The 22959-nt window shown below is 44.4% G+C and carries 18 protein-coding genes; 2 read left to right on the top strand and 16 right to left on the bottom strand.

Going from position 1 to position 22959, the window contains the following annotated elements; genetic code table 11:
- Positions 1–143: 143 nt before the first annotated feature.
- The 16 genes from ACXAD8_RS02240 to ACXAD8_RS02165 form a co-directional block, all read right to left on the bottom strand.
- Positions 144–2462, bottom strand: a complete 2319-nt coding sequence (locus ACXAD8_RS02240) for an efflux RND transporter permease subunit (protein ID WP_475224399.1) — start codon at positions 2460–2462, stop codon at positions 144–146.
- A gap of 15 nt (positions 2463–2477) precedes the next feature.
- Positions 2478–3371, bottom strand: coding sequence for a WD40/YVTN/BNR-like repeat-containing protein (locus tag ACXAD8_RS02235; protein WP_475232860.1), 894 nt, complete (start codon positions 3369–3371; stop codon positions 2478–2480).
- A 156-nt stretch (positions 3372–3527) separates the two neighbouring features.
- Complete coding sequence (locus ACXAD8_RS02230) at positions 3528–4895, bottom strand: DUF1329 domain-containing protein (protein WP_475232858.1); 1368 nt, start codon at positions 4893–4895, stop codon at positions 3528–3530.
- Positions 4896–4904: 9 nt separating this feature from the next.
- Positions 4905–7004, bottom strand: coding sequence for a DUF1302 domain-containing protein (locus ACXAD8_RS02225; RefSeq protein ID WP_475224398.1), 2100 nt, complete (start codon positions 7002–7004; stop codon positions 4905–4907).
- A gap of 193 nt (positions 7005–7197) precedes the next feature.
- Positions 7198–7419, bottom strand: coding sequence for a DUF2835 family protein (locus ACXAD8_RS02220; RefSeq protein ID WP_475224397.1), 222 nt, complete (start codon positions 7417–7419; stop codon positions 7198–7200).
- A 57-nt stretch (positions 7420–7476) separates the two neighbouring features.
- A complete protein-coding gene (gene pepN / locus ACXAD8_RS02215; RefSeq protein WP_475224396.1) occupies positions 7477–10059 on the bottom strand; it encodes an aminopeptidase N in 2583 nt (860 codons plus the stop codon).
- A 12-nt stretch (positions 10060–10071) separates the two neighbouring features.
- Positions 10072–11571 (bottom strand): Na+/H+ antiporter NhaC, encoded by a 1500-nt coding sequence (nhaC, locus tag ACXAD8_RS02210; protein ID WP_475224394.1) that lies wholly within the window; start codon positions 11569–11571, stop codon positions 10072–10074.
- Between the two features lie 29 nt (positions 11572–11600).
- Positions 11601–12935: a sodium-dependent transporter gene (locus ACXAD8_RS02205; RefSeq protein ID WP_475224393.1), complete on the bottom strand. Its 1335-nt coding sequence runs from the start codon at positions 12933–12935 to the stop codon at positions 11601–11603.
- Positions 12936–13056: 121 nt separating this feature from the next.
- Positions 13057–15093: a carboxy terminal-processing peptidase gene (gene prc, locus ACXAD8_RS02200; protein WP_475224392.1), complete on the bottom strand. Its 2037-nt coding sequence runs from the start codon at positions 15091–15093 to the stop codon at positions 13057–13059.
- Between the two features lie 4 nt (positions 15094–15097).
- Positions 15098–15754 carry an RNA chaperone ProQ gene (gene proQ / locus ACXAD8_RS02195; protein WP_475224391.1) on the bottom strand — a complete coding sequence of 219 codons (657 nt, stop codon included), beginning with the start codon at positions 15752–15754 and terminating at the stop codon, positions 15098–15100.
- A gap of 30 nt (positions 15755–15784) precedes the next feature.
- Positions 15785–16066, bottom strand: coding sequence for a hypothetical protein (locus ACXAD8_RS02190; protein WP_475224389.1), 282 nt, complete (start codon positions 16064–16066; stop codon positions 15785–15787).
- Positions 16063–16527: a GAF domain-containing protein gene (locus ACXAD8_RS02185; protein ID WP_475224387.1), complete on the bottom strand. Its 465-nt coding sequence runs from the start codon at positions 16525–16527 to the stop codon at positions 16063–16065. The genes ACXAD8_RS02190 and ACXAD8_RS02185 overlap by 4 nt, the downstream gene beginning before the upstream one ends.
- Before the next feature lie 196 nt (positions 16528–16723).
- Positions 16724–17392 carry an SIMPL domain-containing protein gene (locus tag ACXAD8_RS02180; RefSeq protein WP_475224386.1) on the bottom strand — a complete coding sequence of 223 codons (669 nt, stop codon included), beginning with the start codon at positions 17390–17392 and terminating at the stop codon, positions 16724–16726.
- 18 nt (positions 17393–17410) lie between these two features.
- Positions 17411–17665: an outer membrane protein assembly factor BamE domain-containing protein gene (bamE, locus tag ACXAD8_RS02175; RefSeq protein WP_475224385.1), complete on the bottom strand. Its 255-nt coding sequence runs from the start codon at positions 17663–17665 to the stop codon at positions 17411–17413.
- 66 nt (positions 17666–17731) lie between these two features.
- Complete coding sequence (locus tag ACXAD8_RS02170) at positions 17732–19600, bottom strand: methyl-accepting chemotaxis protein (protein ID WP_475224384.1); 1869 nt, start codon at positions 19598–19600, stop codon at positions 17732–17734.
- Between the two features lie 81 nt (positions 19601–19681).
- Positions 19682–20947 (bottom strand): NAD(P)/FAD-dependent oxidoreductase, encoded by a 1266-nt coding sequence (locus ACXAD8_RS02165; protein WP_475224382.1) that lies wholly within the window; start codon positions 20945–20947, stop codon positions 19682–19684.
- Between the two features lie 88 nt (positions 20948–21035).
- Here ACXAD8_RS02165 and ACXAD8_RS02160 point away from each other — a divergent pair, with 88 nt between their 5' ends.
- Both ACXAD8_RS02160 and ACXAD8_RS02155 read left to right on the top strand, forming a co-directional pair.
- Positions 21036–21944, top strand: coding sequence for a dihydrodipicolinate synthase family protein (locus tag ACXAD8_RS02160; RefSeq protein WP_475224381.1), 909 nt, complete (start codon positions 21036–21038; stop codon positions 21942–21944).
- 9 nt (positions 21945–21953) lie between these two features.
- Positions 21954–22955, top strand: coding sequence for a 4-hydroxyproline epimerase (locus ACXAD8_RS02155; RefSeq protein ID WP_475232857.1), 1002 nt, complete (start codon positions 21954–21956; stop codon positions 22953–22955).
- Positions 22956–22959 lie beyond the last annotated feature (4 nt).

Genomic DNA, 22959 nt, shown 5'->3' with positions numbered 1-22959 from the left:
CAATATTTTCCATGAATATTACTGAATATTAAAGAGATTTTTACAACGCAAAAGAGCCTGAAAAATAAATATTCAGGCTTCTCAAATAAAAAATGACCTGAACGGCCATTTTTTATTAATTTTTTGCATTGCTATGCAATATATTATTTTTGCTTACGCCAGAACAGGGCTGCGATAGCTGGTAATACCAGTATGGCGCCCAGCATATTCACAACAAACATAAATGTTAGCAATATCCCCATGTCCATCTGGAACTTAAGTGAGGAAAATACCCAGGTGCTCACGCCTACAGCCAGTGTTATACCTGTGAATAGTACTGCACTTCCCCGCTCTTTAAGCGCCGCAAGATACGCATCCTGGCAGCTCATGCCATCTTTGAGTTTTTGGCTCATAGTGGACAGGATATAAATCCCATAATCCACACCGATACCAACTCCCAAAGCAATTACAGGTAAAGTGGAGACGGTTAAACCAATTTCAAGGTAAGTCATCAATGCCTGAGCTAAGACTGATACCACATACAAGGGTATTACCACAGATAAGGTAGCCCGCAGCGACCTGAAGCTCATCAGACACAGCACAATAACGGCACCGAATACATAAAGCATCATAGGATCCTGAGCGGCGGCTACTGCTTCATTAGTAGCCGCCATTACGCCCACAGGGCCAGATGCCAACATAAACTGCAGATTATCCTTTTGGTATTCCGTTCTGAACTCTTTAACCGCATCCACAACCCGGTTTATAGTCTCGGCTTTGTGATCTTCCATAAACAGAATAATGGGCATCACTGAACAGTTGCTGTTTAGCAAACCTGATGAGGTAGGTACCCTGCCGATAGCCTGAACCATAGTTTGTTCATTACGAGGTAGAACCTTCCACTTCGAATTACCTTCGTTGTAACCTGCATTCACTCGCTTAGCAACCGACGGCAAACTGATGGCAGACTGAACCCCATCAACATTAGTCATTTTCCACTGGAACTCATCGATCGCGCTCATCACCTCGTGAGAAGTACAGGCCTCTGGGTCGGTTTCCACCAGAACCGACATATAGTCCACGGTAATTTCAAACTTGTCGGTGATCAGGAAGGTGTCTTGATTGTAACGGGATGATTCATGCAAAGCCGGGGCACCTGCGTGTAAATCTCCGATTTTCATTTCCTTAGACTGAATCCAACCCAGCACAAACAGTACTGCTGTGGCGGCTAAAATATACTTGGCAACGCCCATCGACGAGCAACAGGAAATGCGTTCCCAAACAGCATCAATAGTGCTTTCAGTCTTGTTGACCACATCTTCAGCACATTTGTTTTTCAGTGTGAGGTAGGACATCAATACCGGTAATAAAATCAGGTTGGTGAGGATAATAACTGCAACCCCCATTGACGCAGTGATGGCCAACTCGCGAATAATACCGATATCAATAACCAGCAGCGTCATAAAGCCTACAGTATCGGAAATCAGTGCTACACCACCCGGAATCAATAATTTTCTGAAAGCGTTTTGTGAGGCCAGCTTAGCAGTGGAACCGTTTGCCACCTCTTTGCCCACGGCGTTAATCATTTGGACCCCGTGACTCACGCCGATGGCAAATACCAGAAACGGCACCAAAATCGACATGGGATCAAGACCAAAACCAATAACGGTCAGTAAGCCCAATTGCCATACCACCGCTATGACAGAACACAGCAATGGCAAAAAGGTCAGCATCAGTGATTTAGAGAAGAAATACACCATTACCGCGGTTATCGCGATAGCAATACTGAAAAACAAGACAACGTCTTTCGCACCACTCGCCACATCGCCAATCATCTTGGCAAAACCAATGATGTGAATACTTATCTTGTCTGATTCAAATTGACCACGTAATTCGTCTTCAAACTGCGCCGCTAACTTCAGAGTGTCCAGCTTTTCGCCCGTCTCAGGATCCAATTCCAGCAACTGGGCAGTTACCATGGCACATTGGAAGTCGGTGGAGACCTGGCGTCCAACAATACCGGCTTTGGTGATGTTTTCGGAAACCAGTTGCAAGCCTTCTGGGCTGGAAGGTGAAAAATCAGCAGGGATCACCGGTCCCCCGGCAAAGCCACCCTCAACAATTTCGGTAAACCGGGTTGAAGGTGAATAAAGTGAGGTTACCAGACTCCTGTCGACGCCGGGAATGAAGAACAACTGATCATGTACACTCTTCAATGTTGTAAAAAAGTTTTCATTAAAGATATCACCGTCTTTTTCACAAACAGCCACTAACACGTTATTTGCACCACCAAAATCTTTGCGGTGCTTCATGTAGTTAACCATGTATTCGTGATTTAACGGGATATTTTTAGTAAATGCAGCATCCATTTTCAGCTGCATAGCCTGGAAAAACAGATAACCTGTTGCAACAAAAAACAGCAGGATAACTGCAAGCCGATGCCTGAACAGAATTTTCTCAAGTAAATCGGTTAACGAATTCATATCTGTTTTATGTCCTTAATTCAGAGGAAGAGATTTAAAACCCACTGCCGAAACAGCAATCGCCTTTTGCTCAGCGGTAATTGCATCGATAACATTTTCGCCGTCTTTTTGTTTTTTAACTGTTATCGAGCCATCCTTATAATATCCAACGGTACCGTTGTTGCCCACTAAAATGGCACTGCCCCCATTGATCGCTATTACAGAATTAAAGGTAGCCGTGGTTTTAGTTTCAACGCGACGCCAGTTTTGCATGTCATCCTCTGAAACATAAAGACTGCCCCGTAGCCCAGCCGCCATAACTTTGCCGTTATCCAATTTCGCGACACCAAAAAAAGAACCGTAGTAATTGGTTTCAACGCGCTGCCAGCTTTCACCAAAATCTTCACTGAAAGCCACCAGTCCTGATTCACCTACGACTATCAAACGCTGACCATCAGCGGTGATACGATTCAGATGCGGTAAAATAGAAGCCATTTCCTGACGATAAAACTCTTCGTCTTCGACCTTTAGTTCTTCGACATAAGCCTGATCATCTGGATGCAGGAAGGTGGAATGATATTCGCGTTCCCAGCTCTGACCACCGTCCTGAGTTCTGAAAAACACGCCATAGGCACCAATCGCAATGCCTTGCTCGGTATTAAAGAAATAAACATCTAACAGGGGCCGTTCCAACTCGGGTAAAAATTGTTGGACTTGCCATGTTTCACCATTATCAGCTGAATGCATAATGACTGCATCATGACCAACCGCCCAAACTTTATCACCAATAGAAAACACCGCCGTTAAAGTGGACTTGGTGGGTACCTGCTTTTGCGTCCAGTTAACTCCGGCATCATCAGAAACCAGCACATGGCCTCGTTCACCAACAGCCAGTATGCGACTATCTGCTGATACGATATCCAATAACATTGATTTGTGTGCAAGAGGAGCGAGATAAGAGGATTCAGTTGCCGATAACGCGGAACAAAATAAAAGACAAGAAACTAGAATACTTTTTGCAGATTTCATAAATCCTTCAACATAGAAATAGGTGGCCCTTTTATGGGCCACCGAACAACATAGATTTTAACGACGCCCTTCTCTTCTTAGCGCCTGTGGCGTGAAGTCTTGATCCTGAAGTTCTACAGAGAAGTCATACATACTCTCTTCATTATCAAGCCCAACTGCCAGGTAACGACGTGAGTTGAGGTCATGGTTAACATCAAGCGTAGACCAATGTGTAGGAACTTCATAATAATTTACGCCATAGGCGATGTTTACACGATACAGTTCACCACGGTTGTCGTACATATCAGCAACCTGGATCTGCCAGCTATCCTCGTCAATGAAGAACACGCGTTTTTCGTAAATATGACGAACACCTTCTTTCAATGTGGCTTCAACCACCCAAACACGGTGTTTCTCAAAACGCGTCAGATCAGGGTTAATGTGACCTGGCTTTAAGATGTCGTCGTATTTTACCTGGTCGCTGTGTAACTTGTAGTTGTTATAAGCAACGTACAATTCTTGCTTGCCTTTTAGCTCCCAATTGTAGCGATCCGGCGCACCGTTAAACATGTCCAGGTCATCACTGGTTCTCAGACCATCAGCCGCTGTTCCCGGGGCATCGTAAGCAACATTTGGAGCAAGGCGTACGCGACGTTGTCCAGTGTTATATGTCCAGGCTTTGCGCGGCTCTTTTACCTGGTCCATGGTTTCATGAACAAGCAGAGCGGTACCCGCCAAACGCGCAGGAACAGTTACTTTCTGCTTAAACTTAAACAGTACGTTTTCTTCAAACAATGATTCAGGCGTCGCGTCTTGTTGCGAATACTTGATCATTAATACGTCGTCAAAACCAATTACTGTGAAGTCACCGCTGGCCGTTGGGGCAGCCTGGCCACCAAAGCGCTGAACGCCTTGTCCGCGATAGCGCAGTAAGTGATTCCAGATGGCTTCCAGGCCATTGGAAGGGATTGGGAATGGAATAGCACCAGAAGCGTTCTTGATACCATTACCACCTTGCACCAGTTCTGCATTAACGGCATTCACTTTTGCCTGATCATAAATCCATTGAGGATTTGATGCCGTACGTCTGGTTTGATAGACAGGCATACGGTAGGTATCAGGGTAAGTTTCGAACAACTTAATTTGACCTGGGGTCAAAAACGCTTTGTATTGCTCCAGATTTGCTGAAGTGATTTCAAACAAAGGCTTGTCATCAGTAAACGGATCAGGGTGGAAGTCACCGGGCTTATAACCCGCTGGAGGTGTTGTAATACCGCCATTCCATGCTGGAATACTGCCATCGGCATTACCGGCTTTTTCACCACCTAATGGAGTTAATTCAGTGCCTAACTTGGCGGCTTCTGCTTCAGAAACTTTGGCGTTTGCCACATTGACTGACAGCGCCAGGGTGATTGCAGATGCAATCAGGGCCAGTTTTTTCATTATATTCGCTCCTTAGATGGAATACTTAAAGTCAAAAGAGATAAAGTCACGATCTGACAGGTCATTTGCCTGACCACCACCCCAGAATGCATTGTAGGAGAAGGTGCCTGACATCTTGCTCAGATAATCAAAGGTAAAGCTGATGCTTCCTGACTTTCTGTCTTCGGTGAACAAAAACAAGGGGTTTGGCGTTGTACCATCCACGTCGTGGGCAAAGGTTGAACGCACTCGCAAGTTAACACCGCTATATACGTTGTTGAAGTCTGCCACTGCTAATAAGCGATAGCCCCATGCATTATCAGTTGCGAACTGCGCACCTGTTTCGGGACCATTTGACAGACCAACATGCAAACCTTCGCGAGTAGACACTGAACCATCTGGGTTAGTAATGGGTACCAGAGGTACTGAGCGGTGTGTGCCTGGTGCTTCCAGAGCCAGTACACTTGGATCTGGCATATCCTGGATTTCTACGTAACCCACTTCACCCAATACAATCAGGTTATCAATGAAACCAACCGGACCAAATAGGTGAGATGCCGTTAACTGTATCTGCAAGCTATCTAATTCAATCACACCATCAATAAAGTCACCCGGCTGCGGGGCTGAACCAGTGTATGAATCATATTGAGAAATTCCCGCCAGGTCCGGACGCAATCCCGCAGCTGCTAATTGCTCAGGAAAAGCTGCATACAACAAGGTTACATCATCAATTTGCATAGGCTCATCAGGACGGAATGAAACTTCACCCGCCAAAGAGGTTTCACCCACACTGGTGTTGAAACTCATACCATACAATTTGATGTCTTCCGGGAAGTAAGCTGCGGCTTTAGGGAAGATTTGTAAATCCGTGATATTTGAAGCTGTGATTTCATTGGCTGCCAGATATCCTAAATCCTGAGCAATTGCAGCACCCGTATAGTCAGCGCTAATACCGGACAACAGAGGACGGCTGCTGTGATAATTCAGGTGGTAAAAGCTAAACTCTGTATTGTTTAACGCTTCTGAGAAATAGGTGAATTTAACACCGTACTGGCCACTATCGCTGGCATCATTGTAGAAGTCATCGCCTTCGGCACGGATAGCCACTTTAGTAGCATGGGATAACAATGCTGAGCCCATCACTGAAGCATCTGCCCCACCACGCATCGCAGCACCAATTTGATTCAATGAATCAATCAAAAACACCTGGTCAATATCCGGGTTGCGAGAAAAACTCAACTGAATGTTGTTTAAGTGACCACCATCACCAGCAAAGTCATTGGTACCGAAATAAGTACCAGATACCGGTAAAATACTGCGTTCAAACTCGTACTGATAATAAGCGTCGACACTGAAGCTATCTGTCAGGCCCAATGAGGCAAATACAGTTCCAACTGGAACAAAGACTTCTTTTAGTTCCGCACCCGGAGCTCTGGCACGAGCAACATCCACCGGGTTGATGGTGTTGATACCGTGCTGAATAAAGGTACTTTCACCCCAGGAAATTACCTGATCGCCGATACGCAAGCTGAATGGCTTTTCGCCCAGGTAGGTATCCCAGTAGAAAAATGCATCTAATAAACGGACGTCGGTACAGGCGTTTTCTTTCGCTCTTGGGTCATCACAGATATCGCTGCGCCCATCATTGCCTGCTAACTGACTGGAAATGGGGTTTTGCCAAGGACGGTCACCATCCATTAATTCGAAGTCGTAGTAGTACATACCACGCAAAAAGACACCCCAGTCACCTTTATTGATGTCTAATTCGTGAACACCTTTAAATACGGTAGAAAAAGCTTCGCCGCTATCAAAGTTAAGGTTACCCAAGTCGCCGTTCGCTGAATAAGCGCCGACACCGTCATTGAGTCGCCAGATATCCTCACCGGTATAGACGATATTGGTGGTCATGTTATAACCGGTCCAATCCAGGTTTGGTTGACTACTATTGGAAATCTTTCCGAAGTCCCGGTCTTCAACCCGGTAACTGGTTCCCAGTGAAAAGGTTGAATCGAACGTAATATTGAAACCACCGACTTCCCAATTGGCACTGTGAGCTGGAACCGACATAACGGTGGCAGCAGCCAATCCAATGGCAAGAGGCGACTTTTTGAAGATACGAGGCCCTTTGATCATGATTTTTATTCTCCCCTGTCTCTGCAGGCTGGTGTTGTGTGTACCCTATAAACACAGAGTGCATGCTTATAATTAACAAAATGATTACATCATTTTAAAACGGACGCAAGAACTAATCGTACCAGTTAAAACGATGGTAAGGTTCGGTTATATCAACAATTATTTATTTTAGGTAAACGAAGTAATAGCCTGGCTAGGCAATTTTTTCAAAGGATTTAAGCTTGTTATTTTCATCTACGATCAAACGAAATCGCCCCTGAATCCCTGTTTTAGTTACATATGGCCGAAGATTCTTGGTAGGAAGTTGCACTCTTTCCCCCGAATCAGAGGTCATCATGCAAGTATTTAATTGAGGTCTGTAAAGGTTCTCACAATCGAAATAACTAATATTCAGACTGAAAAAATAACTTTTCATTTTAATGAGTATTTTCTAAATAAATGGCCCAGATTCACTCTGAGCCAACACTTTTGTTTATAAACCAAGGCTCTTGGTTACTTTTTCATACACATCTTTACTTAAATCTGACGTTTCTGCGATGCGCAATAATTGCCCGCGCATATTTTCCGCGTGACGTCCGCTAAGCTTTTTCCAGCGCAATAATGGCGTAATAATGCGCGATGCCACCTGCGGGTTAACAGCATTTAAGCGGATGATGTTATCGGCCACATAACGATATCCGGAACCATCCTCTTTGTGAAATTGAGGAATATTGTAAAACGCAAAGGTCCCTACCACTGAACGAACCCGGTTGGGGTTATCAAAGGTAAATCGTTGATGGCTGGTCAATAGATCAAGAGTAGCCAGAATATCGTCTCTGTCAGTGCCCGCATGAAGCGCAAACCACTTATCCAGTACCAACACATCATCATGCCACTTCTCTTCAAATTCCAGCATTAGGCGTTCAAAACTCTTTAAGGTATCAAACGTACGAAGAGCATGAAGGGTGCCAAGAGTATCAGTCATGTTATTGGCATTTTGAAATTGCTGCAGTGCCAGTTTGTCGTCATTGCTGGCCAACACATGATACTGTAAAAGCAAATTTCTGAAGCGACGTCGTTGAGCATCAGCCGTAACATACTGGTAAGGTTTGTTTTCAAAACGCTCCAGATAATCACAAGCAAATTTATCGATAGCCTTTGCCAACGCATGTCTGACGGCTTCACGAGCCCGATAAAGGCCTAAAACGTCAATCTGCTCTCTTTGTTCACTCAGATATTCAAAACCCGGTAGTGACAATAACTCGCTGAACAATCCGAGATCCTTAATATCAGCGGCGATAAGTTGCTCAACAATCTCACTGATTTCGTCGGCCGCATCTGTCCCGTCGTCCAGTTGTTTCCAGATTAAGTCTGAATAGACAGACTGAGCTGCATCCCATCGGGCAAAACTGTCTTTAGCGTGCAGCATGATTTGTAAAGATTCCGCTTTAGTCAGAGACTGCTGAACCTTTACCGGTGCGGAAAAGTCCGTGAACAAAGCGACATTTTGCCCGGCACTGACATTTTCTAGTAGCAACTGCTCATTGTTGTCTTTAAGACTGAATACACCGGTTCTGACCTCATCAGACTGCTCGTCGAATAACTCCCATGCAACTGGAATGTGCAGCTCCTGCTTGTCCTTTTGATCAGCAGTAATCGGATGAGATTGCTTAAATTCGATGGTTAAGGTTTGTTTCGCTGCGTCATAGTTTCGGGTCACCGCCACATTTGGTGTGCCAGACTGGCTGTACCAACGTTTGAATTGCGATAAATCAACGCCGCTGGCATCTTGCATTGCCTGCACAAAATCATCACAGGTAACCGCTTGACCATCGTGGCGCTCAAAATAACAATCCATGCCCTTCCTGAAGCCATCGCTCCCCAACAAGGTATGGATCATGCGAATCACTTCCGCGCCTTTGTCATAAACTGTCACCGTATAAAAGTTATTCATTTCGATAACTTCTTCCGGACGAATCGGATGCGACATAGGACCAGCATCTTCGGCAAACTGGTGCTCTCTGATGACCCGCACCTGTTTGATCCTGTTGCTGATATGGGAAGACATGTCAGAACTAAACTGCTGATCCCGGAATACAGTTAAGCCCTCTTTAAGACTTAATTGAAACCAATCACGACAAGTGACGCGATTACCTGTCCAGTTGTGGAAATACTCGTGGGCAATAATGGATTCAATATTAAAATAGTCTTCATCTGTGGCTGACTCAGGATTCGCCAACACAAACTTGCTGTTAAAGACATTCAAGCCTTTATTTTCCATTGCTCCCATATTAAAGAAGTCAACCGCCACCACCATGTAGATATCAAGGTCGTATTCCAAACCAAAAGTCTGCTCATCCCACTGCATCGACTTTTTCAGAGAATCCAGCGCGTGTTGACCGCGCGAACCGTTGCCTTTATCTACGTATAATTCCAGCGCCACTTCACGGCCTGAAACCGTGTTATAGCGATCAGTGACAAGATCAAAATCACCAGCCACCAAAGCAAATAAATAACAGGGTTTTTTAAAGGGGTCTTGCCATGTTGCCCAATGACGTCCATCGGATAAATCCCCCTGCCCGGTTTTATTGCCGTTACACAACAGATACGGGTATTTGTCTTTATCAGCGATTATTTTAACGCTGTAAGTGCTCAGAACATCAGGCCGATCAGGAAAGTAGGTTATTTTTCTGAAGCCCTCAGCTTCACATTGGGTACAAAAAGTATCTGCAGCATAGTACAGACCTTCCAACGATTTATTTTCTAAGGGTTGGCATTCTGTGACAATTTCGACATCGGCTTTTTCGAAAGGAAAGACAACCTGCAGGCCCCCTTCTACCACCCGAAACGCTTCATACACCTGACCATTTACTTTAAAGGATAATAACGTCAGGCCTTCGCCTTCAAGCATCAGCTTGTTTTGGCTTAAGTTGGTCTTTTTGATCTTTAGTCGACTGGTTACCCTGGTGCGTTCCGGATTTAAATCGAAGACCAAATCAACAGACTTTATTTCAAAGCCATAGGGTTTATAGCCGGCCAGTCTTTTGACGGCCGGAGTTACTGCAGAATTGTCCATGAATAGCCTGTCTTAGTTTTTGGGACCGCAAGTCCCATTAGGTGTATCAGTAGTAGTAACTTGTATATGTTCAGGTGGCTCTAATCTCAATATCTTGATGCCCAGATAGGCGTAAATAATCGCCAATAATGGATTGATCAAATTAAAGAATGCGAACACTGCATATTCAAAAGGGTGCACCAACAAAACGCTATGCATGTAGGCACCACAGGTATTCCAAGGGATTAGTGGCGAGGTAATTGTTCCGCCGTCTTCTAAACTACGGGACAAGTTTAATTGATGTAGTCCTCGTTTTTTAAACTCTTCTTTGTACATCCTTCCCGGCATCACAATTGAGATATATTGATCAGCGGTAATCAGGTTGGTTCCAAAGCAAGTTAATATGGTTCGGGTAACCATATCGCCGGCAGACTTAGCTCCTTTAAGAATGGCGCTGACAGCGCGTTTTAACAGCCCCACTTTTTCCAGCACGGCACCAAAACACATGGCACACATGATCAACCAAATGGTATTGAGCATGCTGGACATACCGCCACCTGATAACAAGTCATTGAGGTTTTCATCAGTAGTGGTAAATGAAACTCCGTCAAACAAGGCAATCCAAACCACTTTAATTGCCATCGGGATAGAGTATTCACCATCCACCATACCGGCTACCGCTTCAGGCTGAAACAGAATCGCCCATACTCCGCCCAACAAGGCGCCAAACCCAACTGAAGGAAAGGCCGGTACTTTTTTAATGGCCATGGCCAGTAATACAAATAACGGGATCAACATGTGAAACTCAATATTAAACTCCTGCAGTAACAAGGCCTGCATTTGTGCAATATTTTCAGAATCCACGTCATTGGAAGCGTTGAAGCCTAAAAAGGTAAACAGGATTAAAGCAATAATAATACTGGGCACCGTTGTCCAAAGCATATAACGAATGTGGGAAAACAGGTCGGTTCCGGCAACTGCTGGCGCGAGATTGGTGGTTTCAGATAAAGGCGATACCTTATCGCCAAAGTAGGCACCAGAAACAATCGCACCAGCGGTAATGGCTTCAGACATGCCCATACCATTGGCAATACCGATAAGTGCTACACCCACGGTGGCTGCAGTAGTCCAGCTACTTCCGATACTCATGGCAACGACGGCACAGATGACCACAGACGCGGTATAGAAAACGGTGGGGTTAAGCAGCTCCAATCCGTAATAAATCAAGGTGGGCACTGTACCTGATAGCAACCAGGTACCAATTAACGAACCTACTGCTAACAGAATTAAAATGGCTCCCAGGGATATGGATATACCATTTATCATCCCTTGCTCAATTTCTTTCCAGCTAAAGCCATTCTTTAATCCAACAATGGCCGTTACCGCCATGCCTAAAAGCAGGGCTATTTGATTCGGTCCGCTGGAAGAGTCACTTCCGAATACCACCACTGAAGTGCCTAACAGGGAAACAAGCACAACAATAGGGATGATGGAATCCAGTAGTGAAGGTTCTTTATATTGTGATTCTGACATCTTTTATTCTCTTCGATACAACGGATAATTTAAAAGAAAGAGCGTACAAACATTACGACAATAATGACCGGACATACAAACTTGATGTACCAGGGCCATACCCGCCAGAAGAAAGAATGCTCAGCCGCTTCGTTACCATTTTTAAGTTCCTGCAGGATTTCGTTTCTCTTCCAAACCCAACCGGCATAAATAGATAACACTAATCCTAATAATGGCTGACTATATTCCGTGGTCAATGAAATCACCAGGCCAAACAACCAATCAAAGTTAAATACCAGGGTGGCGCTGATCAAGAAAATCGCCCCTGCTATCATCCAGACAGCCTTTGTACGAGCAACATTTTTACTTTCAACCACATAGGCCACTGGCACTTCCAACATTGATATTGAGGAAGTCAGCGCAGCTATAATCATCAGAGCAAAGAAGGCAAAGCCCACAAGGTTGCCAATATCTCCCATAGTATTAAACAATTCAGGTAATACTGCGAATATCAGATTGGACCCTTCAATGAGTACACCACTTTCATTGAAAATAGTCACGCCATTGTGCATAGCCACATACATGGCAGGAATAATCAACAGACCGGCCAAAATCGCAACGCCAATATCCACCAGTGCCACGGAAACCCCCAAAGATGGCAAGTTTTCTTTTTTACTCACGTAAGAGCCATATACCAGCATTGTCCCAACTCCCAGAGACATGGAGAAAAAGGCCTGCCCCATGGCACTGATTAATAAGTCTGGATTGCCTATCTTAGTAAAGTCAGGCAGCAAATAAGCCCGCATACCTTCCGATGCACCGTCTTGCATCGCCACATACAAAATCAGAATACCAACAATGACAAACAGGGTTGGCATCAAACGCACAGACCATTTCTCTATGCCGCCACTGACACCACCCACCACAATAGACGCGGTTAAAGATATGAAAATCGCACAAAAAAGGAGATTGCGAGATTGAGATTGGTTGGTCAGCCAGTCTGACAATGAGTCTTGCCCCAGGAAGGACATCAGCGCTTCTATACAGTGGGAAATCATCCAACCCGCCACTATGGCGTAAAAAGATAAAATCAAAGAAACGGTTATAAAGCCCCAGACACCCGTGGCCCGCCCTATTTTATGGCCAGTTACCTGTCCGAGTGCATCCACCATGTTGGCGCGTGTAGCACGGCCAATGATTAATTCGGCCATTAATACCGGGTAAGCTAAGACAAACGCTAAAATAATGTAAACCAAAACAAATGCGGCGCCGCCATTACTGGCAACTTGTGTAGGGAAGCCCCAGATGTTTCCCAGACCCACAGCTGAGCCCGCAGCGGCAAGAATAAAACCTATTCTCGTTGAAAACTCGCCTCTGTTGTTCATGTAAATTCCTTGTTGTTATGTTGTTATTTTTTTAATCAATCTGCAATCTTCACCGCGTACGGAATTTTTTGCAACCAATAAAAAAGGGCCTGAAAGCCCTTTTTAAAGAATTAAATGGAGATCAACGGTTAATGGCATACTTGCCAGTGTTAACCACGTCGAGAGTAATATTTACCGCCTCATCAAGAAATGGATCTAACTCTTCCAAATCTTCGGGCACATCTTCCAGAGAAGTGATTTTCTCCTTACCCATTCTTACCAGTCTTTCGTTGACTCTTTGTAACTGCTGCGCTTCCAGTTCTTCTTTTTCTTTTTTGCGCTCAGACTCAACGATACTAATATAGTTTTTGTCTTTATTTTCTTTATATCGCTCGATATCAGTGAAGATATAAGCAAATTCTGGATCGTTCGCTATACGTTGCTGATATTTAGTGTTCACCTGAGTGACTGCTGTGCTGGTCTCACCAAAAGTAGTGTAATTAGCTCGTGAGATACTATCCCAGGGTAAAGCATTATCTTCCTGGCTTTCTCCCCACTCTGCCGCCTCAATTGGCGATGGGAACAGAATATCCGGCACGACGCCCTTGTGCTGGGTGCTGCCGCCATTAATGCGGTAAAACTTTGCAATGGTAAATTGCACACTACCTAATGGATTGTCATAAAAATCATAGATTCGACCCAGTCCACGATGTTGCTGTACCGTACCTTTACCAAATGTTTGCTCACCGACTATCAAAGCACGTCCATAGTCCTGCATCGCTGCCGCGAAAATTTCAGAAGCAGACGCACTGTATCTGTCCACCATAACGGTTAATGGGCCGTCGTAATAGGTTACCCCGTCGGTATCACTGTTAACGCTGATTTTACCCGTGCTGTAACGCACCTGTACTACCGGCCCTTCATCAATAAACAATCCGGAAACCAGAGTAGCTTCAGTGAGTGAACCACCGCCATTGCCGCGTAAATCAACAATAACCGCTTCAACGTTTTCTTTTTCCAGTGAAGCCAGTTCATTTCTGACGTCCTGATGTAGATTGTTGTAAAAAGAAGGAATGGTGATAACCCCTACTTTTTTCCCTTTGTGGGCACCACTTTCGGGGACATAGACTTTTGATTGGGCGGCGCGGTCTTCCAGCTTTATTTTATCGCGTACAATAGACACCACCTCAGGAGCCGCCACATCACCAGTGGCCTTAACAACCTGTAGACGCACTTCGGTACCCTTCGGACCTTTGATCAGCTCAACCACTTCATCCAGACGCCAGCCAATGACATCAATAAACTCTTCATCTTCCTGGGCCACACCCACAATCTTATCTTCAGGCTTAATTTTCTTAGATAAATCGGCCGGACCACCAGGTACGATGCTGCGAATAACAGTAAAATCGTCTTCCAGTTGTAACACTGCCCCTATGCCTTCAAAAGACAGGTTCATTTCCATCTGGAAGCGTTCGGCATTGCGCGGGGATAAATAACTGGTGTGGGCTTCGATACTGCGAGCGAAAGCGTTCATTACCGTCTGGAATACATCTTCACTCTTGGTCTGATGTAAACGTTTGATGGCACGGTTATAGCGCTTTTCCAGCAGGTCTTTAATTTCTTCCTGATTTTTGCCCGCCAGTTTCAGATTAAGCGCGTCGTATTTAATGCGCTGACGCCAGATTTCATCTAATTCAGCTTTGTTTGCGGGCCATTGCGCTTCTTCCCTGTCGTAATAATACTTATCACCTTCCTTTTCAAAATCGAAAGGTTTCTCCAGAAGCGTCAATGCAAACTGGAATCTCTCCAGTCGCTTTTCTAAATTCTTTTCATACATTTTATAGGCAACAGACATGTCGCCTTTTGACAAAGCCTCATCAAAGTCATCTTTAAACTTGCGCATCTGCTCGATATCAGACGCCAGAAATACCGATTTGTTGGCGTCCAGAGAGCGCAAATAGCGATCAAAGATCATTTCAGAGGTATTGTCGTTAAGTTGTATTTCTTTATAGTGAGCTCGCGTAAACAGATCAGATATGCGTTTAGCGGCTACCTTGTGTTGACCTTCAGGGTTCAACTCCGGCAACGCCTCTGGGGTATTTTCAGAAGCAAATGCGCTTCCGCAAATCATCGATGTCAGCAATGCTGACAGAACTGTTACACGAACTACTTTTTTCATACAACTACCTTTTTTTGGCTACAAGTCGCAGGTTATCTTGCTGGACTTTTATCTGCATCCCTGAATCAAGTATAACCTGAATGCCATCTTTGCCAACTTCAACTATAGTCGCAGGCATAGGGGATTTTCCGACCTTCACGGACACTTTTGTACCAGCGACTAAATCTGATTCGGTTAACTTCTCAGGTTTAGGTCGATTAGCTGGCGCTTTGCGTTCCTTAAGCTTAGCGCTATCTGGTGCAGACTTTCCATTAGCTTTTGACTTAATTTTGTAATTTTTCTTTACACCGTCTTGTTGCCGAGCCTTGGCTTCGGACTTTTTGCGCTCTGCAACTTTCTGTTTACTTTCTTTAAGTTGCAGTTGCGCGTGCTCTTCATGGTCCTTTTCAACTTTGGCATCGGCACTGCCATCCAGGCTGACTCGGTCAACACCTTCTTTGATGGAGTACAAATAACGCCAGCTATTTGTGTAATGGCGCAATGAAGAACGCAATAAGGTTTTACTTACCCGTGGCTCGTCTTTTAGAGCCTCAGCAAGATCTTGGAAAATACCGATCTTTAGCGGTTTAGCATCACCTTCACTGGTAAAGCACGCTGGAAATGTTTCGGTCAGGAATTGGATGACTTGTTTTGAGTCAGAAAATTTTTCGGAAGTATCCATTAATGGAAATTGTCTTGTGTTAATGATTGTTCAGATGTGCGCATCATCCCAAGTTGCCAGCAATTGGTCAACCCAATCACTTAAATCCTGGGCATCAATTGATAATAAATCGGCATCTTCGCGCCAATTTTCCCACACGTGTTGCACCATATTTTCCAATTGTGTAACGGAAATATCCTCATCCGCCTTGTCATACAACAGGTGCAATATGGTATTTAGCTGTTCTGCAGCCTCTTCGGCCTGCTCTTCATCAAAGACATCCATGTCTTCTGCCGTAGCCAGAACTACGTGAATATCAAAAAATTCCTTCAAGCGAGTGTTGCCTCAACAATTTTGACTACTTTTTGTAAGCCAGCCAGGTCAACCTTGTTAAAACGCGCTTTTTCTGGGCTGTCCAAATCTAAAACGCCAATTAACTCACCTTTTACCAGGATGGGCAATACAATTTCAGAGTTAGAGGCATAGTCACAGGCAATGTGGCCTTCAAACTCATGGACATCTTCCACCACTTGTGAAAATTTAGTTTTAGCCGCCGCACCGCAGACACCGCGGCCTACAGGGATACGCACGCAAGCTGGTTTGCCCATAAACGGGCCTAACACCAGCTCTTCACCTTTTAACAAATAAAAGCCAGCCCAGTTAACTGATGGCAGCTTGTTCCAGACAAGAGAGGCAACGTTGGCAAGGTTAGCTATCATATCAGTCTCACCAGCCACAATGGCTTCTACTTCTTGTGCTAACTCTTCATATAACTGCTCTTTCGTTTTTGCCATAATTCTTTCCTGCAATTTCAATAGAATGTTAATTTAATTTGTTTTGCATTAATTTAAAACAGATTTCAAATTACATTCGTATGCGTAAAACAGAAAAAGGGGCTGTATTACGCATTTGTTTTTTCGGGAAAAGCGATATTGGGGAAATTAAGCAAAGATCAAGGTTTGCTTAATTATATAGATATATCAACTGGCACTAATTAATAGCGAATTGCACTTCCACTATCGCGCTGATTCCAGTTTCGCCCGGCATAAAGCTATCCTTTGCAGCAACACGCATCATACCTGCGGATTCATGCACTGGCAGGTTAGCAGAGATCTCTGATACGCCTACAACTTCCCCCAAAGATACCCCTAACTTACCAGCCATTTGTTTAGCTTTTTCCTGGGCATCAGCTATGGCATTCAGCAACGCGGTTTCATAGTGTTGTTGTTCGTTACTGACCAGCATTTGAATGTTGTTAATTTCAACATTTGCGATGCGAAAAACATGGTCAAAAATCAAACTTAATGCTTCAGTTTCTTTGATATTTACTTTAATGATACGCGTTAATTCAAAGCCTTTTTGTTCCCTGTTTTGGTTTTCATATTCAATCCACGGGGAAACAAAGATCTGCATACTTTGGATGTGCTGTTTTTCAACGCCCTGGTTGATTAAGAGACTTTGCACCTGTTCCGTTTTTTGCGAAACAGAAGCAAAAAGCTTACTCACTAAGGGGCCTTTTTCACGCATAATCACGTCAAATTGCAGGCCATCAGGCGCGGTCATTACGGTGCCATGACCTGAGACTCTCAGGATATTTTGGGCAAAGCCAGTTGAAGAAAATATTAGACAAAAGCAAGCCAGAAACAATGCAATTCTCATCGTAAAACTCCTTGGAGATTATTTTAAGCCGTTGTTGCTAAAGGTTGTGGCATTATCGCCCAGGAAAATGATTTTGATGTGTTTGCCATCCTCACTGCCCCAGATACACGATGTCGTCCCGAGAGTTTCAGAACAATTGTCTGGCGAACCGATGATCGCTTTCACCTCTTGCTGGCTCATGCCCAACTTAAGCTGATCGTAATTTTCCTTGTTCATCTTTGAACAGGCGCTTAATGTCATTGCGATAGTCAATAAAAACACCAGTTTTTTCATTTCATTGTTCCTTTGTAAAATTCCGGAGACTTCACCATATCATTTCCACGAGCAATAGCGATACGCTTAAACTGCAAATTGATTAAGTCGTTCTTCCTGATGCTGCACGTTTTGTAATTGTATATTGATGGTTTGATTCACCTTTCCGGTTTGTTCCGAAATTTGATGTGAAATATCTTTCAGATTCACAGTATTGCGATTCACCTCCTCCACTACAACTACCTGTTCCTGTGCAGATTGCGCAATGGCAATATTCAGGTCTAGCAACACTTTTATCGCCGTTCGAATGTCTTCCAGGGCTGTGTTAGTTTGCTGCGCAGCGCCGACAGTATTATCAGCAATGATCTTACTTTGTTGCATTTCAGAAACCGCTAAACGGGTTCCTGATTGCAATTGTTCAATCATCCCTCGTATTTCCGTGGTCGCTTCTTGTGTCCTCTGGGCCAACGTGCGCACTTCGTCGGCAACCACTGCAAACCCCCTGCCCGACTCACCGGCTCTGGCTGCCTCAATCGCAGCATTTAAAGCCAGTAAATTAGTTTGCTCTGCTATCCCATTGATTACACTTAGTATTTTCTCTATTCCTGAACTGGCGACTTCCAGATCAGTGATCACTTGTACAGTGCTGTCGATTTGCTGTGACAAGCGGGTAACAGAGGCAGTTGTTCCTTCTATCACTTTTCCACCTTCAATTGCCGCACTATCAGCCTGCTCAACGGCAGTAGACGCCTCTTTTGCAGTGGTAGCCATTTGATTAGCAGTCGCTTCCATCTCATTAGTACAGGTGGCTAGCGCACTGAGTTCATTCAATTGTTGCTTAATGGCATTGTTTGTTTGGGAAGCACTGTTTGCGGTATTGTTTATCTCACTCAGCAGTTCATGTCCTTTTTCCTGGATATCTTTTACCAATAACTGCAACATGCTGGTAAAACGATTAAAGTTTTCAGCTAACTGTGCAAATTCCGGGTCTGAATTGGTATCCAAACGCACTGTTAAATCGGCACGCCCAGAAGCAACCTCATCCATAGCGTCATTAATTTGTTCAAGTGGCCGCATCAACAATTTTATTAAGAACAGCAGTACCGAAATGCCAATCCCAATAAAGATCAGGGAGTACAATAACGCTTCATTTTTTAAACTCTCAGATGCTTCGAATGCTTTATCGTGATTTAACGCAACGCCCACATACCAATCAAGACCATTAACCTTCTTAAAAGAAATCAAAGTTTTCTCACCGTTGAGTTCTGTGGTTTGTACCTTAGAATTAACCCTGACGCCCGACAAAAATTGTGACATCGGCTTGCCATTGAGATTGGCCTGAGGATGAGAAATGATGGTGCCCTCTTTTGTAACCATGAAAGCATACCCTGCGTTTAACAGGTTCACTTTATTTATCATTTCAGCTAATCCAGCCAAACTCACATCAAAGAATATCGCCCCGGCAAAGCGCCCTAACTGATTTACCGGTGTGCCAATTGATACCAGAATTTCTTTAGTCACAGCATCCGCATAAGGGTCTGTAATAATCAATTTCCCGGCAGTTTTTGCATCAACATACCAGGGGCGTTTACGAGGGTCCCAAGAACTACCTGGGTCCCAACTGGGGTCACTGGCCACATATTGACCTGTCGCTTCATGACCGAACCCGATCAAGATAAAGTTATCATTAAGTACAGGCTGGTTTATGACTGAGAGGGCCTGCTGTAAATCAAAATTGGCCTCTACCAAACTACTGGTGTAACTAGCGAGGCTGGCTTTACCAGACATTTCTGATTCCACCGTAGTGCTAATTCCCTGTAAGATTTCATCAACGCTATTGCCAATAATGTTCTCCATTTTATTCTTCATGGAGAAATATTGGTTAACGGAAAGTAGTGTCAAAGACAACAGCAAAATTAACGCTGATGCTGCAACAATTTTATGCGCAAACTTCATAACAGACTCTCTTATTATTTATATTCTGTAGGACCTTAAAAACCCGGATATAATTTATACATTAGTAAAGGAGTATAGGCTCTAATTAAATCGACTTATACAAAACGGAGAAATATCAATCACAGGCTCTTCGCCATTAACCAGGCTTGCTATGATATTTCCAGTGATCGCAGCCTGAGTAAGACCTAAATGCTGGTGCCCAAACGCAAAGAAAATAGCGTTGTGATTCGGAGCAGCACCAATCACAGGTAAAGAGTCCGGTAGCGAAGGCCTCATACCCATCCAAACTTCGTTTTTTGTTGTAGTGCTTTGTACTGTGGGTTGTAGCAGTTGTCTGGCGTGACTTTCCAGCATGGGACCTCTGCTTTTAGTTAACGATGCATCTAAACCCGCAAACTCTACGGTACCAGCCACTCTAATTCCTTTGCTCATAGGTGTCATAATCATTTTGCGCTCATAAGATGCGACGGGACGTGAAAGTTGAGCAGGATTTTGCAACATCACGTGATAGCCCCTCTCGGTATCTAGTGGTAATTGATATCCCAAACCTTTAATCAAGCGCTTAGACCAGGCCCCAGCGGCGATAACCGTTTTGCTAAAGTCATATTTACCTGTTGCGGTATAAACCTGAGTTGAATGTTGCGATTGTTTTACCGATATAACATCATCCTTGAGAAACCGTCCGCCCCTGGAAATAAAACAATCAAATAATGCAATTGCCAGTTGCTCCGGGTCAAAAGTATGGGCTACATCGGTAAATAATAGCGCGTAATTAACATCATCCGCTAATCCTGGCTCTAGCGCTTTTAAATCACTTTTCATTACCAGCCGCACCCCTATGCCCTGTTCAGCATAGAGTTGTCTTAGCTGATCTACTTTTTTAAGTGGCGTGGATTCAAACGTAAGTAAACTTCCGGATTTAAGCAGAAAATGTGACAACCCCATTTCAGACAACAAGACTTCATAGGCGTTAATAGACAAGCTGTTCAACGATTTTAAGGCATCAGTATTTTGCTTAAAACGCCGCGTTCGCATGTTCAACAAAAACCTGACAAACCAGGGCAGGATTTTCGGTAAATAAGTCGGACGAATACTCACCGCACCCTCTTTTTTGAATAGCATTGCTGGCAACTGTGCCAGTAACCCAAATTCAGCAAGCGGAAACACTTGTTCTGTAGCAAAGTGACCGGCATTACCTTTCGAGCATCCTTGCGCGACGCCCTTTCGATCAATCAGGTAAACCCGATATCCCTGTTTTTGCAAATTGAGGGCACAACAGATGCCAACAATTCCCGCCCCTATCACGGCAATTTCACTGTCATTATTTTCTTGATTTAGCTGCTTCATAATTTTGACTCTCAAAGTTTCTTGCATATTGTATACAATATGCATTAAGATGCAATCTTCACAGATGAATTGCGATGAGGAAAAGCAAATGACAATAGATTGGCAGGGTGTTTACCCGGCAGTAACGACACAATTTAATGATGACGGTTCCATCAACTATGAAACCACTCAACAGATGCTAGACAACCTGATAAACGAAGGCGTGCACGGCATCATAGTCAATGGCACTGTGGGTGAGAACTGTTCGCTTCGAGCAGATGAAAAACTGAAAATGCTACAAGCCGCTTTGGAAGTGGTAAGCGGTCGAGTGCCTTTACTCTCAGGGGTGGCTGAAACCACCACTCAATTTGCGATCGAATATTGCCAGAATGCCGAAAAGATAGGGATTGATGGAGTTATGACTCTACCCGGAATGGTATATCGCTCTACCGAGCGAGAGGCCATCTACCACTATCAGCAAATCGCTCGCAACACTCAGTTGCCTATCATGGTATATAACAACCCCATCACTTATGGCGTTGATCTGTCCATTGAAGGCATGAAATCTCTGGTGGATGAACACAATATCGTGGCAGTTAAAGAAGCCACCGAAGATACGCGCCGAATAACTGAACTGTTTAATGCCTTTGGTGAGCGTTTTACCGTTTTTGGAGGAGTTGATGATATTGCGCTGGAAAGTTTGATGTTAGGTGCAACAGGATGGATATCTGGCCTGACCAATGTGTTTCCAAGAGAATCTGTGGCCATATTTGAACTGGCTAAGCAGGGGCGATACGCCGAAGCGAGAGAAATTTGGCGCTGGTTTTTACCACTATTAAGACTCGACACTATCCCCACTCTGGTTCAGTGCATTAAATATGCAGAGCAACTGGCTGGCCGTGGTAGTGAAAATGTCAGAGCACCCAGACTTCCCCTGCCAGAAGACGAAAAACGCTATGTTGAAAAGTTATATCAGCAAGCCATTGAGCAGCGCATTGACCTGGCAAAATACTTTTAGGAGCTGATGATGCGCAAGGGAACCTTCTTTTGCATTGATGCTCATACCTGCGGTAACCCGGTTCGCCTGGTTGCCAGCGGTCATCCCTATTTAAAAGGGAACAGTATGAGCGAAAAACGACAGCATTTTATCGCAGAATATGACTGGATCCGCACCGGGTTAATGTTTGAACCAAGAGGTCACGACATGATGTCCGGTGCCTTCCTGTATCCGCCCTGCTCAGCGGATGCAGACGCCGCAATTCTGTTTATTGAGACATCTGGATGTTTACCAATGTGTGGGCATGGCACGATCGGCGCTGTCACGGCGGCATTGGAGTCAGGTTTACTACTTCCAAAAGAATCGGGAAAGCTCTCCATTGATGTGCCGGCAGGTAAAATTAAAATCAACTACGCCATGAACAACGGCAAAGTAGAATGGGTAAAATTATACAATGTCGCCTCATTTTTAGCGCATCAAAACCTGCATATAGAAATTCCTGAATTGGGTTATTTATCCGTGGATATTGCCTATGGTGGAAATTATTACATCATCGTGGAGCCTCAACAAAACTTCCCCGGTGTTGATAAGTGGTCGGCAGCTCAGGTTTTGCGGTACAGCCCGATCATCAGAGACATAGTCAATCAACAGGTGGATTGCAGCCACCCACTAGATCCTTCTGTAAAAGGGGCTTCACATTTGCTCTGGACAGGCGCAGCCAGAAACACCAATTCATCAGCAGCCAACGCTGTTTTTTATGGTGACAAAGCTATAGACCGCTCCCCTTGTGGAACCGGCACCAGTGCCCGCATGGCGCAACTGTTTGCTAAAGGTCAGCTAAATATTGGTGAGGAATTTATTCATGAAAGTTTTATAGGCAGCCAGTTTATTGGATGCATAGAGAACACTACTGAGGTCAATGGGCAAGCGGCCATTTTACCCAGCATTAAAGGCTGGGCTAAAGTCTTCGGGAACAACTGTATCACTATCGATGACAGTGACCCTTACGCCCATGGATTTCAGGTAATTTAGGAGA

This window comes from Planctobacterium sp. AWH2_060, from assembly GCF_056158425.1.
Note: the sequence above shows the minus strand (reverse complement) of the source record. Positions and strands in the feature narration are given on the sequence as shown.